A 16,383-nucleotide genomic window follows, 5' to 3' on the forward strand; every position below is an offset into this window, starting at 1 on the left:
CCAGCCTCTGAATATCTTCCTCCCAGCGTGTATTGCAGGCTTTTACCGAGCGACGCCCAGCACCGCTTCCGGCCTTGCGCAATCCGCCGGCAACAGCTGGAGTGAGCACACGCTGATCAGGTTACGAATCTTTTCACCAATCACCTGGGCGCGGTGCCAGCTCAAGCCGTCGATCACGATCTCGATGTTCAGTAAGTCTTCTTCGCGGCTCACATTCACCTGCTGCGGTGTGAGGAATTGCAGGGCAAAAAAGTTGAGCACCCGGCAGAGCACATCCGGTTCTGCCTCGGCGACGATCTGGTAGCGCGCCTTGCAATGGGCACTGTTGACAGCCCACGCATCAACGCGGGTAACAGGATGGCTGGTTTCGACGGCGTGCATGGGAACTCTCCGGGTTCAATGAGAGGAATTTTTACATTCGCCAGCGGAGATTTCTTATCTAAGATGGGCTGTAATGGCGCATATTTGACTTAATCAATTCAAGATAACCCTCTTAAAAGGTATTTTTATGCATGGCGAGCTGGACGCCTACGACCGCCGCATCCTGGCCCTGCTGCAAGAGGACGCTTCGCTGTCCAGTGCGCAGATTGCCGAACAGGTCGGCCTGTCCCAATCACCGTGCTGGCGGCGTATCCAGCGGCTTAAAGAGGAGGGCGTGATTCGCGCCCAGGTGACCCTGCTGGATCGCAAGAAGATCGGCCTCAATACGCAGATTTTCGCCGAGGTGAAACTCAACGCCCACGGTCGCTCCAACTTCACGGAATTCACCGAGGCGATTCGCGGGTTTCCGGAGGTGCTGGAGTGTTATGTGCTGATGGGGGCGGTGGATTTTCTGCTGCGCATTGTTACTGCGGATATCGAGGCGTATGAGCGGTTTTTCTTTGAAAAACTGTCGATGGTGCCGGGGATTCAGGAGGTCAATTCGATCGTGGCGCTTTCTGAAATCAAGTCCACCACCAGCCTGCCAGTATTGCGCTGACAGGCTGGTGATAGCGGCATCACAGACGCAGCAAAGTCTTCCAAGCCCGGTTCTGATACACCGCAATCGCCTGATGCATCCGCGCATCCAGCGACTCGTCGGTGATCGGCTGGTTGGCCAGTTGCACCAGCTTGTTCAGCTCGCCGTACAAACGGTCCAGCTCCGGAATATCCACCACATGACGCGCATGGTGCAGCCAGGCCTGAATGCGCTCGATGCGTGGCAGTTGCTCGGCCAGGTCTTCCGGTTGTTGCTGGTAGCGCGGCAGTTGCAGGGCGACGGCGTCGTCGGCCAACAGGCGCGGCAGCCAGTTGGTGATTTGCGCAGCGCCCTGGCGGTTGCCACGCACGTTGCGATCGGCGGTCCAGGTGCGGGCCAGCAGCCAACGGGAGGCGTTCAGTGAGAACAAGCCCCAGCGCACGTCTTCCAGTTCTTCGGCGAATTGCTCTGGAGCGGCTTTGCGGATGTCTTCGTCGTCGTCACCGGCTTGTACCAGTGGGCGCCAGTCTTCCAGCAGGGCATCGAGTGCGCTGCGCAGTTCGCTGGTGGATTGGCGCGGCGCGGCTTGGCCGAGGCTGCCAACCAGGGCGCGCAGTTCGCCAAGGTTATCGACCCAGTCTTGCAGCAGGCGCCAGTGGCCGTTGAAGCGGTATTGCTCGGCCAGGCGCTGGCTGCTGCCGAGCAGGTGCCACATGATGGCGGCGAAGGCGTCGTCCAACGGCATTTCGGCGTGGATCTGCGGCGCCGGCAGGCTCAGGGAGTAGCTGCTGGCGTCGTACAGGCGGTAGCCGCGCTCGGCCTTGCTGATATCGCACGGCATCAGCGCCAAAGTGGCGGCCAGTTCGGCGGCCAGTTCCAGCAGGGCAGCCGGTTCGCCTTCGCGCAGTTCCAGTTCCAGCTCGCAGATTTCTTCTTTCTGTTTGCCGACTACTACGTGGCCCAGGTCCAGGGCCGCTTCGATCACGACCTTGGCCTTGCCACGGCCCCAGGCGATTTCGGCGCGCTCACGCACGAAGTCAGTGGTGAAGATCGGCTTGAGGGTCTTTTTGTCCAGCTCAGCCAGTTGCTCGGGCCAGCATTCGCCGTCGAGTTTCTTCACGTCGAGCTTGGCTTTGGGCAGGTCCCAGTTGTACTCGTTGCGTTCCGACAAGCCGGCGATGCTTTGGCCGCGGGTCTTGAGGGTCTGGATAATGGCGTCACCGTCCTTGCGCAGGCGCAGGGCGACTTTGGCCTGGGCCAGGTCGCGCTCGGGGGTGTCGAAATACTGGTTCATCAACTCACGGCGTTCCCAGCCACTTTTGTTGCGTTTTTTCAGTAACGGGTGCTCACGCAGCGCGGCGAGTGTTTCGCGGCTGACGCGGAGCTTGATTTCGGTTTCTTTCTGCATGGCCGGAAAATCCAGGATCGGGAGCGCAGCCGGGGAAAAGTGTGGCTGCCAAGGTCGTGCAGTGTACAGGACTGAGCCCGGCAACGTGCCGCAACGGTTTATTGTGTCGTACAGATGGCTCTATAGTGGGGCTCATCCGGGAAGTTGAGAGACCGCGCATGCCGTTACCGTCCATGAAAGAGCAGTTCGCCGCGCTGATTGCCGCGCCGTCGGTCAGTTGCACCCAAGCGTCTCTCGACCAGAGCAACCGCCCGGTGATCGATTTGCTTGCCGGCTGGCTGGGGGATCTGGGTTTCGCCATCGACATCCAACAAGTCAGCCCCGGCAAGTTCAACCTGCTGGCCAGTTTCGGCAGCGGCCCTGGCGGCCTGGTGCTGGCGGGTCATAGCGACACCGTTCCTTATGATGCTGCACTGTGGAAGACCGATCCGCTCAAGCTGACGGAAGTCGACGGCCGCTGGGTAGGCCTTGGCAGTTGCGACATGAAGGGTTTTTTCGCCTTGGCCATCGAGGCCGTGTTGCCGCTGCTGGACCAGCCGTTCAAGCAACCGCTGCTGATTCTGGCCACCTGCGATGAAGAAAGCTCCATGTCCGGCGCCCGTGCGTTGGCCGAAGCGGGGCGCCCCTTGGGCCGCGCTGCAGTGATCGGCGAGCCCACGGGCCTCAAGCCGATCCGCTTGCACAAAGGCGTGATGATGGAACGCATCGACATCCTTGGCCAAAGCGGCCATTCGTCGGACCCAAGCCTGGGCCACAGCGCCCTCGAAGCCATGCACGACGCTATCGGCGAGTTGCGCGGCCTGCGCCTGGCTTGGCAACGCGAGTACCGCAATCCGCAATTCAGCGTGCCGCAGCCGACCATGAACTTTGGCTGCATCCACGGTGGCGACAACCCCAACCGCATCTGCGGCCAGTGCTCCCTGGAGTTCGACCTGCGCCCCCTGCCGGGAATGGACCCCCAAGTGTTGCGCGATGCCATTCGGCAAAAGCTGCAACCCTTGGCCGAGCGCCATCAGGTCAAGATCGACTACGCGCCGTTGTTCCCCGAGGTGCCGCCGTTCGAGCAACCGGAAGATGCCGAGTTGGTGCGGGTTGCGGAACGATTGACCGGTCATCGTGCCGAAGCAGTAGCGTTCGGCACCGAAGCGCCTTATCTTCAGCGCCTTGGTTGCGAAACCCTGGTACTTGGCCCTGGCGATATTGCCTGCGCCCACCAGCCGGGCGAGTACCTCGAAATGTCACGCTTGACGCCTACAGTGCGTCTATTGCGGGAACTGATCGAACATTACTGCCTGAAACCTGCATAAATTAACCCCTGCTTGTTCGTACATAGAAGGAGAGCGAGCGTGTCGCCAAGCCTGTTCCGACGATAACCATCAGCCCGCTGTGCGTTTTCACGATTCATCCTTTTTCGGCTGCTTTTTATTACAGGCCCAGGTGTTATGCCCGACTACGTTAATTGGCTTCGTCACGCTTCCCCCTACATCAACGCTCACCGGGACTGCACCTTTGTGGTCATGCTGCCCGGCGACGGTGTGGAACACCCCAACTTCGGCAATATCGTCCACGACCTGGTGCTGCTCCACAGCCTGGGCGTGCGCTTGGTACTGGTGCACGGTTCGCGCCCGCAGATCGAAGCGCGCCTTGAAGCGCGCGGCCTGATCCCGGCTTATCACGAAGGCTTGCGCATCACTGATGCAGCGACGCTGGAGTGTGTGATCGATGCGGTGGGCCACCTGCGTATCGCCATCGAAGCGCGCCTGTCCATGGACATGGCCTCGTCGCCCATGCAGGGCTCGCGCCTGCGGGTGGCCAGCGGCAACCTGGTAACTGCACGGCCGATTGGCGTGCTTGAGGGCGTGGACTACCACCACACCGGCGAAGTGCGCCGGGTCGACCGCAAGGGCATCAATCGCCTGCTGGACGAGCGCTCCATCGTGCTGCTGTCGCCCCTGGGCTACTCGCCCACCGGTGAAATTTTCAACCTGGCCTGCGAAGACGTCGCCACCCGCGCCGCCATCGACCTGGGTGCCGACAAGTTGCTGCTGTTTGGCGCCGACATGGGCCTGATTGATGAGCACGGCCGCCTGGTGCGCGAGTTGCGCCCACAACAAGTGCCGGCGCATCTGCAACGCCTGGGCAAGAGCAACTACCAGGCCGAGCTGCTCGACGCGGCCGCCGAGGCTTGCCGTGGCGGGGTAGGGCGCAGCCATATTGTCAGCTACGCCGAAGACGGCGCCTTGCTCACCGAACTGTTCACCCGGGACGGCGGCGGTACGTTGGTGGCCCAGGAACAATTCGAACTGGTGCGCGAAGCGGCGATTGAAGACGTCGGCGGCTTGCTGGATTTGATCAGCCCGCTGGAAGAACAGGGCATTCTGGTGCGCCGTTCGCGGGAAGTGCTGGAGCGTGAGATCGAGCAGTTCAGCGTGGTGGAGCGTGAAGGCATGATCATCGCCTGTGCGGCGCTGTATCAGATCGCCGATTCAGACGCCGGTGAGCTGGCGTGCCTGGCCGTGAACCCGGAGTACCGCCACGGCGGGCGCGGCGATGAGTTGCTGGAACGCATCGAAACCCGGGCTCGCGCGCAGGGCTTGAAGACGCTGTTCGTGCTTACGACGCGTACCGCGCATTGGTTCCGTGAGCGTGGTTTTGTGCCGAGCAGCGTGGACCGTCTGCCATCGGCGCGGGCGTCGCTGTACAACTACCAGCGTAATTCGAAGATCTTCGAAAAGGCCCTGTAAACCAGGACTAGAAATACACGCGGTCTAAATGTGGGAGCGGGCTTGCTCGCGAATACGGAGCGTCAGGCACAGATATGTTGACTGACCCACCGCTTTCGCGAGCAAGCCCGCTCCCACATTGGATTGCGTTTAGTCTCGAACAAATTTGTCGGTCACAAAGGCCGAATAATCGGGCAGCACCGCCTCAACCTTGCCCTGTTCCTTCAAAAACTTCGCCGTCTCCCCAATCGCCTTCGCCGTGCCGCCTTTAAGCAGCGCATCGGTTTGCTGTGCCCGCGCATCTGGAAATGTCGTGCCGGCGAGTAATTCAGGAATGTCGGCGGCATTGGAACCTGTCAATTTGGCGATTTTCTGCACCGGCTCTGAACCCACCGTCCAACCCTCCTTATGGGCGGCGTAGTCCGCGAATGAGTCCAGTGTGACCTTGGCAAACTTGGCCACTATGTCAGGATGTTTTTCCGCAAAATCCTTGCGCGCCACCCACACTTCGAACGTCGGTGCGCCCCACTGGCCCACCTGGGCCGCGTCTGTCAGGGTTTTGCCGGTCTTGCGGATCTCGCCCAGCGCCGGTGACCACACGAATGCGCCATCGATGTCGCCACGCTTCCAGGCCGCCGCGATTTCGGCCGGTTGCAGGTTCACCACTTTGACTTTTTTGCTGTCCAGCCCCCAGTGCTTCAACGCACCTAGCAGGCTGTAATGAGAGGTCGAGACAAAGGGTGTGGCGATGGTTTTGCCGACCAGGTCTTCAGGTTTGTCGATGCCGCTGCCGTTGCGCACTACCAAGGCTTCAGAAGCATTGATCTGCGCCGATACGATAAATGCCACGATCGGTAGATTGCGCGAAGCCGCTGCTGCGAGAGGGCTGGAGCCCAGGTTGCCGATTTGCACATCACCCGAGGCGATGGCCGTTACGACTTCCGGACCACTGTTGAATCGACGCCAGGCGATCTTCTCGCCGATGGCTTTTTCATAGAGTCCGTCGGCCTGGGGCACCTTGCTTGGGTCGATGCCGGTTTGGTAGCCGATGGTTAATTCAGCAGCGCTGACACTAAAAGAAACTATTAGTGACACAAAAACTGTAACAAATTGACGGGAGGATATGCGTTTGGCCATGATGGCGTCGCCTTTTTGATCGTGGGTGACGTATGAAACAGTACGGCCACACTAATCGATCTAAAAAAGCTCTAACAAATACCCTTTAGGAATTAGCTTATGGAGCGGGTCGTCTACTCTGACCGGTCCTGAGTGTTGAGCTGGCTTATTCCTGAATCGTATGAAAAAGAATGAAATAATTCTTTTTGGGTGTATGAAAAACTCATTACCCTGCAGGGACCAAATCAACTGTGGTTAGACGAAGGTAGTAGACACACCAGGTTACGATTGACTTGGTAGTCACTATCCGGTGCTAATCGCGCATCTGTGGATCGAGGGCGTCAGACCCGAGACCAAAGAAATACAAAAATTAGAAATGAGAGGAGCGGTACATGAAGAAGTCCACCTTGGCTTTGGCTGTAGCTTTGGGCGCAATCGCCCAGCAAGCAGGCGCTGCCGGTTTCATCGAAGACAGCAAGGCCACTCTGGGTCTGCGTAACTTCTACATCAACACTGACAACCGTGACGACGCTACCAAAGCGGCCAAAGCACAGAACAAGCAAGAAGAATGGGGCCAGGCTTTCGACCTGCGTTTCACTTCCGGTTACACCCAAGGCACCGTGGGCTTCGGTCTTGATGCGATCGGCCTGCTGGGCGTGCGTCTGGATTCGGGCGGCGGTACCAACGGCGCTACTGCCAAGAGCGCTACCAACTACGGTTCCTACGGCGGCACGGTTTTCCCGAGCAAGTCCAACGGCGAAGCCGTTGATAACTACTCCAGCCTGGGCCTGACCGCCAAAGCCAAGATCTCCCAGACCGAACTGAAATTGGGCACCCTGCAGCCTAAGCTGCCGGTTATCGTGACCAACGACGGTCGTCTGCTGCCGCAAACCTTCCAGGGCGGCCAGATCACTTCTGGCGACATCAAGGACCTGACACTGGTTGCCGGTCAGATCGAAAAAGCCAAGGGTCGTAACTCCAGCAACAATGAGAACCTGTCCATCGCTGGCGCCAACGGCCGTACCGCCAATGGCCGCGACAGCAACAAGTTCCTCTACGCCGGTGGTGACTACAAAATCACCAAGGACCTGACTGCCCAGTACTACTACGGCAACCTGGACCAATTCTACAAGCAACACTTCCTGGGCCTGCTGCACAACTGGGCAATTGGTCCTGGCGTGTTGAAAACCGACCTGCGCTACTTCAACAGCCGCGCAGATGGTAACAACAGCAACGAAGCCAACTACTACACCAGCGGTGACTACGGCACTAACGCAGCTGGCGCTAACATCGTCAAAGGTAAAGTCGATAACAACCTGTACAGCGGCTTGTTCCTGTACTCGGTTGCCGGTCACACCTTCGGTGGTGGTTACCAAGTCAGCAACGGCGACAGCGACTTCCCGTGGCTGAACCAAGGCGACGGTTCGTCGGCTTACCTGACCACTGACTCGCAGATCTCCAAGTTCGCCCGCTCTGGTGAGCGTACTTGGCAAGCTCGCTACGCTTATGACTTCGCCAAGATTGGCGTACCTGGCCTGACCGCTGGTGTGGTTTACCTGCGTGGCGACAACATCGACACCCGTGGTAACACCGGCACTGCGCAGGTTGCTACCAACTCCAACGGCGCGAACGAGTGGGAACGTGACATCACTGTTGCCTACGTCGTACCAGAAGGCCCACTGAAGAACGTTGGTGTTGCCTGGAAAAACGCGGTATGGCGCAACGACATTGCCGGCCAACGCAATCAGGACGAAAACCGCCTGATCGTCAGCTACTCGCTGCCACTGTTCTAGTAGCGTGAAGCTGTTGTAAGCCTGTAAAACCTTGCCCGGCGCGATGCCGGGCAAGGTGTTTTGCTTTCAAGTCAGGCTAAACCCCCGCAAGCCCTTCCTGAACCCCTCTTTTACAGCGTCTCAAGGCCTTCTCGAACCTTGAAGCGGATGTTGCTCCCTGCCCGTCGCAACGTCCAATGAACACATTTTTAATATTCTTTTATCGTCTAGATAAATCGATATTTATTCTTTTTAAATAATCCCCAATCCATGCACAGTAGGCTCCATAAGCACTCACCAGGAGCCACACCATGAGCCTAAGACTGGGCGATATCGCCCCCGACTTCGAACAGGATTCCAGCGCCGGCAAGATTCGTTTCCACGAATGGCTGGGCGATAGCTGGGGTGTGTTGTTTTCCCACCCGGCGGACTTCACCCCGGTGTGCACCACCGAGCTGGGTTTTACCGCCAAGCTCAAGGACGAATTCGCCAAGCGTGGCGTCAAGGCCATCGCCCTGTCGGTGGACCCGGTGGACTCGCACCACAAGTGGATCGAAGACATCAACGAAACCCAGAACACCGTGGTCAACTTCCCGATCCTGGCCGATGCCGATCGCAAAGTGTCCGACCTCTACGACCTGATCCACCCGAATGCCAGTGACACCCTCACCGTGCGCTCCCTGTTCGTGATCGACCCGAACAAGAAGATTCGCCTGACCATTACCTACCCAGCCAGCACCGGCCGTAACTTCCATGAAATCCTGCGGGTCATCGACTCGTTGCAGCTGACCGACAACCACAAAGTCGCCACTCCGGCCAACTGGCAGGACGGTGATGAAGTGGTGATCGTGCCGTCGCTCAAGGATGAGGAAGAGATCAAGAAGCGCTTTCCCAAGGGCTACCGCGCGGTGAAGCCATACCTGCGCCTGACCCCTCAGCCCAATCGTTAAGGCTGAAACCGCTATCGCGGGCAAGCCCGCTCCCACAGGGGGAATGCGGTCAACTGTGGGAGCGGGCTTGCCCGCGATAGCGCCATCACTGACACCACATCTATCAAGCAGCACCCGTCTCACAATGCAGGGGTTTTCAGGCCGTTTTATCGGCCTTTTTTTTCGCCTGGCGATTCATAAATCGTATATGCATTTAAAGAATAAACACATGAAAAAATAAGATTTAAAGATATATAAATCTGCTGATATGGTCTGTTCCATCTTGGCGCCATCGCCACACAGCGAACCGCCGGCACTTGCTCAAGGAATTCCTGCATGTTGGTCGTAACACTTGGAGGCAGTCCCAGCCAGCGTTCCCGCTCCGGGGTCTTGCTGGAAAAAACCCGTCAGTGGCTGCAAGACAAAGGTGTGGAAGTGGTGAGTTACCAGATACGGGACTTCCCGGCTGAAGACTTGCTGCACGCCCGCTTCGACAGCCCCAAGGTCATCGACCTGTTGCAACAAGTGGCCAACGCCGATGGCCTGGTGATCGCGACGCCCGTGTACAAGGCCTCATTCTCCGGCGCGCTGAAAACCGTGCTGGACTTGTTGCCCGAGCGCGCCCTGGCCCACAAGATCGTGTTGCCCATGGCTACCGGCGGCAGCATCGCCCACATGCTGGCGGTGGACTACGCCTTGAAGCCGGTGCTGTCGGCGCTCAAGGCCCAGGAATTGCTCCACGGCATTTTTGCCGAAGACAGTCAGATTGCGTACGGCGAAGGCAGTGCCCAGGCGCAGTTGGTGCCGGTACTCGAACACCGTTTGCACGAGGCCCTGGAGACGCTCTACAGCGCCATGGCCCGTCGCCCGAAACCGCTGGACCCCCATGTATTGAATGACCGTTTGTTGAGTGCTCGTTGGAGCATTTAAGTCTCACCGAAATATAGAAGTACTCACCTTACTCAGCCGCCAACGGCCAAGCAGGTGCAGCCAACCCCCTCATCGCATAGTTGGAGAGAGCGCCATGCGCACTGTCATCTTGCGTCGTGGTCTGGTCGCACTGTTTGCTGCGGCTGTGTCCTTCGGCGCCATTGTTCAAGCTCAAGCCGCCGAGACCCTGCGGATCGGTTATCAAAAGTACGGCACCCTGGTGCTGCTCAAGGCCAAGGGCACGCTGGAAAAACGCCTGGCTGCACAAGGCGTGACCGTGCAGTGGACTGAGTTTCCCGGTGGCCCACAACTGTTGGAAGGCCTGAATGTGGGCTCCATCGACTTCGGTGTCACCGGCGAAACCCCACCGGTGTTCGCCCAGGCCGCCGGTGCCGATCTGCTCTATGTGGCCTACGAGCCGCCCGCGCCGACCAGCGAAGCGATCCTGGTGCCGAAAGACTCGACGATCAAATCTGTGGCCGAGCTCAAGGGCAAGAAAATCGTGCTCAACAAAGGCTCCAACGTGCATTACCTGCTGGTACGTGCGCTGGAAGATGCTGGCCTTAAATACACCGACGTGCAGACCGTCTTCCTGCCGCCCGCCGATGCCCGTGCCGCCTTCGAACGAGGCAGTGTGGACGCTTGGGTGATCTGGGACCCGTACCAGGCCGCCGCCGAGAAACAACTGCAAGCCCGCACCCTGCGTGACGGTACCGGTATCGCTGACAACCACCAGTTCTACCTGGCCACCAAGCCGTATGCCGAGAAGCATCCGGAAGTGGTCAAGGCGCTGATCGAAGAAGTACGCGCCGTGGGCGAATGGTCCAAGGCCAACCCCCAGGAAGTCACCGAACAAGTGGCACCGCTGCTGGGCCTGCCGGCTGACATCACCCTGACGTCGGTGAAGCGCCAAGGCTACGGCGCGTTGTTCCTGACCCCGGAAGTGGTGGCCGCCCAACAGAAAATCGCCGACAGCTTCTACCAACTCAAATTGATCCCCAAACCCTTGAGCATCAAGGACGTGATCTGGACTCCACCCGCCGCCGTTGCCAAAGCGCCGTAAACCGACTTCTTGAAGGAGACAACTCCATGAGCCTCAATATTTTCTGGTTCCTGCCTACCCACGGCGACGGCCATTACCTTGGCACCGCCGAAGGCGCTCGCGCCGTTGATCACGGTTATTTGCAGCAAGTGGCCCAGGCCGCTGATCGCCTGGGGTTCGGCGGGGTGCTGATCCCCACCGGCCGTTCCTGCGAAGACTCGTGGTTGGTGGCGGCGTCGCTGATCCCAGTGACCCAGCGTTTGAAATTCCTTGTCGCCCTGCGCCCCGGGATCATTTCCCCGACGGTGGCGGCGCGCCAGGCCGCGACCCTGGACCGTCTGTCCGGTGGCCGCGCGTTGTTCAACCTGGTCACCGGCGGTGATCCAGAAGAATTGGCCGGCGACGGTTTGTTCCTGAGCCACGAGGAGCGCTACCAGGCCTCGGTGGAATTCACCCGCATCTGGCGTCGCGTGCTGGAAGGCGAAACCGTGGACTACGACGGTGAGCACATCAGCGTCAAAGGCGCCAAATTGCTCTACCCACCGATCCAGCAACCGCGTCCGCCGCTGTACTTCGGCGGTTCCTCCGAGGCGGCCCAGGACCTGGCCGCCGAACAAGTGGAAATGGTGCTGACCTGGGGCGAGCCGCCAGCGGCCGTTGCCGAAAAAATCGAGCAGGTACGGGCCAAGGCCGCCAAGCTTGGGCGCACCGTGCGCTTTGGTATTCGCCTGCATGTGATCGTGCGTGAAACCAACGAGGAGGCATGGAAAGCCGCCGATAAACTGATCTCCCACTTGGACGACGACACCATCACCCGCGCCCAGGCTTCGCTGGCGCGCTTTGATTCGGTGGGCCAGCAACGTATGGCCGCCTTGCACGGTGGCAACCGCGACAACCTGGAAGTCAGCCCTAACCTGTGGGCCGGCGTCGGCCTGGTGCGCGGCGGTGCGGGCACGGCGCTGGTGGGCGATGGCCCAACCGTTGCGGAACGTGTGAAGGAGTATGCAGCGCTGGGCATCGACACCTTTATCTTCTCCGGTTATCCACACCTGGAAGAGTCGTATCGGGTGGCCGAGTTGTTGTTCCCACACCTGGATATCGAACGTCCCGAGCTGCCGAAAAGCGCCGGCTACGTGAGCCCGTTCGGCGAGATGGTTGCCAACGACATCCTTCCTAAAGCTGCGTCGGCAAGCTGAGGCAGCCCATGAATTATGAAAAATTGAGCCATCGGGTGGCGCCTTGGGTGCTGCCGATCTTATTGCTGGCGGTGTGGCAGTTGTCGGTGTCGGCGGGTTGGTTGTCGACGCGCATTCTGCCTGCGCCCAGCGCTGTAATTGAAGCCGGGGTTCACCTGGTCGCCAGCGGCGAGATCTGGACTCACCTGGCCATCAGCGGCTGGCGTGCGGGCCTGGGCTTTGTGATCGGTGGCAGCATCGGCCTGGCCTTGGGCTTTATCACCGGCTTGTCGCAGTGGGGCGAGCGCCTGCTGGACAGCTCGGTGCAGATGATCCGCAACGTGCCGCATTTGGCGCTGATTCCGCTGGTGATCCTGTGGTTCGGCATTGATGAGACGGCGAAGATTTTCCTCGTCGCCTTGGGCACGTTGTTTCCGATCTACCTGAACACCTACCACGGCATTCGCAACGTCGACCCGGCGCTGGTGGAAATGTCGCGCAGCTACGGTTTGTCCGGCTTCAGCTTGTTCCGCCAGGTGATCCTGCCGGGCGCGCTGCCATCGATTTTGGTGGGTGTGCGCTTTGCCTTGGGCTTTATGTGGCTGACGCTGATCGTGGCGGAAACCATCTCGGCCAGCTCCGGCATCGGTTACCTGGCGATGAACGCCCGTGAGTTCCTGCAAACCGACGTGGTGGTACTGGCCATCGTCATGTACGCCATCCTCGGCAAGCTCGCCGACCTGGCCGCCCGTGGCCTGGAGCGTGTGTGGCTGCGCTGGCACCCGGCTTACCAAGTGAATAAAGGAGGTGCGGCATGACAGCTTTACAACCCCCGCGCCTGCTCAAGGGTATTCCCCTGGCGGTACGCAAGTTGCGCAAGGCCTTTGGTGCACGTGAAGTGCTCAAGGACATCGACCTGCACATCCCGGCCGGCCAGTTCGTGGCGGTGGTCGGTCGCAGCGGTTGCGGCAAAAGTACCTTGTTGCGCCTATTGGCCGGTTTGGACAAAGCCAGCAGCGGCGAGCTGCTGGCCGGTTCCGCACCGCTGAGCGACGCGATTGAAGACACCCGCTTGATGTTCCAGGAAGCGCGCCTGCTGCCGTGGAAAAAGATCATCGATAACGTCGGCCTGGGCCTTAAAGGCAACTGGCGTCCCAAAGCCCTGGAAGCCTTGGAAGCGGTCGGCCTGGCCGAGCGTGCCAATGAGTGGCCGGCGGCGTTGTCCGGTGGCCAGAAGCAACGCGTGGCCCTGGCCCGCGCGCTGATCCACCAACCGCGCCTGCTCCTGCTGGATGAGCCACTGGGCGCACTGGATGCGCTGACCCGTATCGAGATGCAGCAACTGATCGAAAACCTCTGGCGCAAGCACGGTTTCACTGTGTTGCTGGTCACCCACGACGTCAGCGAAGCCGTGGCCATTGCCGACCGGGTGATCTTGATCGAAGACGGCGAAATCGGCCTGGACCTGATCGTAGACCTGCCACGCCCACGGGCCCGTGGCTCGCACCGACTGGCCGCGCTAGAAGCCGAAGTGCTCAACCGTGTGCTGTCGCTGCCCGGCACCCCGCCGGAGCCCGAACCTGTTTCACCGCTGCCTACGCAATTGCGTTGGGCTCAATAACTCACTTGTCCCACACAGGAAAAACAACATGACTATTAAAGCCATCAACGTGCGTAACCAGTTCAAAGGCACCATCAAGGAAATCGTCGAAGGCGACGTGCTGTCGGAAATCGACGTGCAGACCGCGTCTGGCATCGTGACTTCGGTGATTACCACTCGCTCGGTCAAAGAGCTGGAATTGGTGATTGGCAGTGAAGTGATTGCCTTCGTTAAATCGACTGAGGTTTCGATTGCCAAGTTGTGATTTGCAGAGGTCTTGAGGCCGCCTTCGCGAGCAAGCCCGCTCCCACATTTGAATGCATTCCAAAGTTGGAACTCGGTCAAATGTGGGAGCGGGCTTGCTCGCGAAGAGGCCCTTCCAGTCACCACAAAACTCAACGCTTAGGCAGATAAGCCGGCAAATACAGCCCCACATACGCATCAAACACCCGCATCCCTTCTTCCGCCATGCGCGGCGTGATCAGCCCATGCTGATGCACCGAGCGTGCATACACCCGGTCGCTCAACTCCAGCGCCAGGGCAAACACATCCACATCATTCGGCAGTGTCGGCACTTCAAAGTGGCGGTTGAACACGGCCAACATCAAATCACCCAACTCCAAATCATGCTGACGGTCTGCCTGGGTCACTTCCGTAAGCCCGTGCTGTGCCAGGATCAGCTGGCGGGCGGCGGCATCGTGGTCGTAGATGGCGAGCATACGGTGCTCGACGATGTAGGACAGGTCGCGCCAATGCTTGAGTGACTCATGTTCGATGGGCGCCTGGATGGCCGCCCGGAAAGCCGCGTGCACATCGGCGGTCAGCGCTTCCAGCAGCGCTGGCACACTGGCGAAGAAGTGATACACCGACGACGGTGGAATCTGCGCCCGCTCGGCCACGCTGTAGATCGACAAACCGGCCACGCCTTCGGCGGCCAGCAGGGTGCGGGCGGCGTCGAGGATCGCATCGATCCGGGCCTGGCTGCGGGCGCGGGGTTTGCGAGGGGCGGGGCGGGTGGGCATGGAAGTCTCCTACAAGGCAGGGGGCATTGTATGAGCAGGAATCTGTGTTGTCTGCCAGGGCCTCTTCGCGAGCAAGCCCGCTCCCACATTTGACCGAGTACCAGCTTTGGAATGCAGTCAAATGTGGGAGCGGGCTTGCTCGCGAAGAGGCCACCTCGATCCCCCGGAAGAAACCCACAAAAAAACGCCACAGAGCAAAAGCCCGTGGCGTTCTTTTAATGCAATCACCGGTTAAACGGTATGCAGGTACCAGTTGTACTCAAGGTCAGAGATGGAGTGTTCAAACTCCTCCAGCTCACTTTCCTTACAGGCGACGAAGATATCGATGTATTTAGGATCGATGTACTTGGCCATCACCTCGCTGTCGTCCAACTCACGCAGGGCATCGCGCAGGTTGTTCGGCAGGCTCTGTTCGTTCTGCTCGTAGCTGTTGCCTTCCACCGGTGCGTTCGGCTCGATCTTGTTGGTCAGGCCGTGGTGCACGCCTGCCAACACCGAAGCCATCAGCAGGTAAGGGTTGGCGTCGGCGCCGGCCACACGGTGTTCGATACGTACAGAGTCGGCGGAGCCAGTCGGTACGCGGATCGCCACGGTGCGGTTGTCCAGGCCCCAGCACGGCGAGTTCGGCACGTAGAACTGTGCGCCGAAACGACGGTAGGAGTTGACGTTAGGGCACAGGAACGCCATCTGGGCGGGCAGGGTCTCCAGCACACCGCCGATTGCGTGACGCAATGCGGCGTTCTGCTCGGGATCCTCGCTGGCAAAGATGTTCTTGCCGTCCTTGTCCAGAATGGAGATGTGTACGTGCAAACCGTTGCCTGCCTGGCCTGGGTAAGGCTTGGCCATGAAGGTGGTGTCCATCTCATGGTCGTAGGCGATGTTCTTGATCAGGCGCTTGAGCAGTACCGCGTAGTCGCAAGCCTTGATCGGGTCGGCGACGTGGTGCAGGTTCACTTCGAACTGCGCCGGGGCACTTTCCTTGACGATGGCGTCGGCTGGGATGCCTTGCTCTTTGGCACCTTCCAGAATGTCCTGGAGGCAATCGACGTATTCGTCGAGGTCGTCGATCAGGTAGACCTGTGTCGAGTGCGGGCGTTTGCCGGAAATCGGCGAGCGGGGCGGTTGTGGGCGGCCGTTCACGTTCTCCTGGTCGATCAGGTAGAACTCAAGTTCGAAGGCGGCGCAGATGGTCAGACCGAGGTCGTCAAATTTGCTTACAACTTGGCGGAGCACTTCGCGCGGATCGGCGAAGAAAGGTTCACCTTCAAGTTCGTGCATGGTCATCAGCAGTTGCGCGGTGGGGCGCTTTTGCCAGGGTTCATTGCACAGGGTGTCAGGGATCGGATAACAGATTCGGTCAGCATCACCGATGTCCAGACCCAGGCCGGTGCTTTCCACCGTCGAGCCGTTGATATCCAGGGCAAATAAAGAGGCAGGCAGGTTAATGCCCTTCTCGTAAACCTTGTGGAGGCTGGTGCGTTCGATGCGCTTGCCGCGCACCACACCATTCATATCCGCAATTAGAAGGTCTACGTACAGAACCTCAGGATGATCCTTAAGGAACGCGTTCGCTTCGTTAAGCTGAACGGCACGCGGGGGTACCGACATGATGCAACACCTTTGTTGTTAAAAATATCAATCATTGATCTTTTCTGGTTTCAGTCAACCCGAACGGCATGCCGAAGTCAAGCGAGGCCTTTTTTGCCCT

The 16,383-nt window shown here is 59.4% G+C and carries 16 protein-coding genes; 11 read left to right on the plus strand and 5 right to left on the minus strand.

Going from position 1 to position 16,383, the window contains the following annotated elements; all coding sequences use genetic code 11:
* Nucleotides 1-42: 42 nt before the first annotated feature.
* The gene (locus tag ACLD1Y_RS01455; protein WP_429474798.1) at nt 43-381 is read right to left on the minus strand and encodes a hypothetical protein; all 339 of its coding nucleotides are present in this window, start codon (nt 379-381) and stop codon (nt 43-45) included.
* 127 nt (nt 382-508) lie between these two features.
* On the opposite strand from ACLD1Y_RS01455, the gene ACLD1Y_RS01460 reads away from it, so the two are divergent.
* Nucleotides 509-979 carry an Lrp/AsnC family transcriptional regulator gene (locus tag ACLD1Y_RS01460; RefSeq protein ID WP_429474800.1) on the plus strand — a complete coding sequence of 157 codons (471 nt, stop codon included), beginning with the start codon at nt 509-511 and terminating at the stop codon, nt 977-979.
* A gap of 19 nt (nt 980-998) precedes the next feature.
* On the opposite strand, the gene ACLD1Y_RS01465 is transcribed toward ACLD1Y_RS01460, so the two are convergent.
* A complete protein-coding gene (locus tag ACLD1Y_RS01465; protein ID WP_135290694.1) occupies nt 999-2,366 on the minus strand; it encodes an inorganic triphosphatase in 1,368 nt (455 codons plus the stop codon).
* A gap of 158 nt (nt 2,367-2,524) precedes the next feature.
* Between ACLD1Y_RS01465 and argE the strand changes: the two genes are divergently transcribed.
* Complete coding sequence (argE, locus tag ACLD1Y_RS01470; RefSeq protein WP_185709779.1) at nt 2,525-3,673, plus strand: acetylornithine deacetylase; 1,149 nt, start codon at nt 2,525-2,527, stop codon at nt 3,671-3,673.
* Nucleotides 3,674-3,808: 135 nt separating this feature from the next.
* Nucleotides 3,809-5,110: an amino-acid N-acetyltransferase gene (gene argA / locus ACLD1Y_RS01475; RefSeq protein WP_429474803.1), complete on the plus strand. Its 1,302-nt coding sequence runs from the start codon at nt 3,809-3,811 to the stop codon at nt 5,108-5,110.
* A 129-nt stretch (nt 5,111-5,239) separates the two neighbouring features.
* On the opposite strand, the gene tauA is transcribed toward argA, so the two are convergent.
* Nucleotides 5,240-6,226: a taurine ABC transporter substrate-binding protein gene (tauA, locus tag ACLD1Y_RS01480; protein WP_429474805.1), complete on the minus strand. Its 987-nt coding sequence runs from the start codon at nt 6,224-6,226 to the stop codon at nt 5,240-5,242.
* A 371-nt stretch (nt 6,227-6,597) separates the two neighbouring features.
* Between tauA and ACLD1Y_RS01485 the strand changes: the two genes are divergently transcribed.
* From ACLD1Y_RS01485 to ACLD1Y_RS01520, 8 genes are all read left to right on the plus strand, one after another.
* Nucleotides 6,598-7,998: an OprD family porin gene (locus tag ACLD1Y_RS01485; RefSeq protein WP_429474807.1), complete on the plus strand. Its 1,401-nt coding sequence runs from the start codon at nt 6,598-6,600 to the stop codon at nt 7,996-7,998.
* A 290-nt stretch (nt 7,999-8,288) separates the two neighbouring features.
* Nucleotides 8,289-8,927, plus strand: a complete 639-nt coding sequence (locus ACLD1Y_RS01490; protein WP_003195267.1) for a peroxiredoxin — start codon at nt 8,289-8,291, stop codon at nt 8,925-8,927.
* Nucleotides 8,928-9,242: 315 nt separating this feature from the next.
* Nucleotides 9,243-9,836 carry an NADPH-dependent FMN reductase gene (ssuE, locus tag ACLD1Y_RS01495; RefSeq protein WP_429474810.1) on the plus strand — a complete coding sequence of 198 codons (594 nt, stop codon included), beginning with the start codon at nt 9,243-9,245 and terminating at the stop codon, nt 9,834-9,836.
* Nucleotides 9,837-9,930: 94 nt separating this feature from the next.
* On the plus strand, nt 9,931-10,899 hold the full coding sequence (locus tag ACLD1Y_RS01500) for a sulfonate ABC transporter substrate-binding protein (protein WP_429474812.1): 969 nt from the start codon (nt 9,931-9,933) through the stop codon (nt 10,897-10,899).
* 26 nt (nt 10,900-10,925) lie between these two features.
* A complete protein-coding gene (ssuD, locus tag ACLD1Y_RS01505; protein WP_429474814.1) occupies nt 10,926-12,074 on the plus strand; it encodes an FMNH2-dependent alkanesulfonate monooxygenase in 1,149 nt (382 codons plus the stop codon).
* 8 nt (nt 12,075-12,082) lie between these two features.
* A complete protein-coding gene (ssuC, locus tag ACLD1Y_RS01510) occupies nt 12,083-12,871 on the plus strand; it encodes an aliphatic sulfonate ABC transporter permease SsuC (protein WP_429474816.1) in 789 nt (262 codons plus the stop codon).
* Complete coding sequence (gene ssuB, locus ACLD1Y_RS01515) at nt 12,868-13,674, plus strand: aliphatic sulfonates ABC transporter ATP-binding protein (protein WP_429474818.1); 807 nt, start codon at nt 12,868-12,870, stop codon at nt 13,672-13,674. Before ssuC ends, ssuB begins: the two co-directional genes overlap by 4 nt.
* A 28-nt stretch (nt 13,675-13,702) precedes the next feature.
* Nucleotides 13,703-13,918: a TOBE domain-containing protein gene (locus ACLD1Y_RS01520; protein WP_003213899.1), complete on the plus strand. Its 216-nt coding sequence runs from the start codon at nt 13,703-13,705 to the stop codon at nt 13,916-13,918.
* A gap of 130 nt (nt 13,919-14,048) precedes the next feature.
* Here the strand turns inward: ACLD1Y_RS01520 and ACLD1Y_RS01525 are convergent, their stop codons facing one another.
* Together ACLD1Y_RS01525 and ACLD1Y_RS01530 are read right to left on the minus strand one after the other, a co-directional pair.
* A complete protein-coding gene (locus ACLD1Y_RS01525; protein ID WP_429474820.1) occupies nt 14,049-14,675 on the minus strand; it encodes a TetR/AcrR family transcriptional regulator in 627 nt (208 codons plus the stop codon).
* A gap of 231 nt (nt 14,676-14,906) precedes the next feature.
* On the minus strand, nt 14,907-16,283 hold the full coding sequence (locus ACLD1Y_RS01530) for a glutamine synthetase family protein (RefSeq protein ID WP_135290682.1): 1,377 nt from the start codon (nt 16,281-16,283) through the stop codon (nt 14,907-14,909).
* Nucleotides 16,284-16,383: the final 100 nt, after the last annotated feature.

It is taken from the genome of Pseudomonas sp. 18175 (assembly GCF_050432925.1).
In the GTDB taxonomy this organism is placed as follows: domain Bacteria; phylum Pseudomonadota; class Gammaproteobacteria; order Pseudomonadales; family Pseudomonadaceae; genus Aquipseudomonas.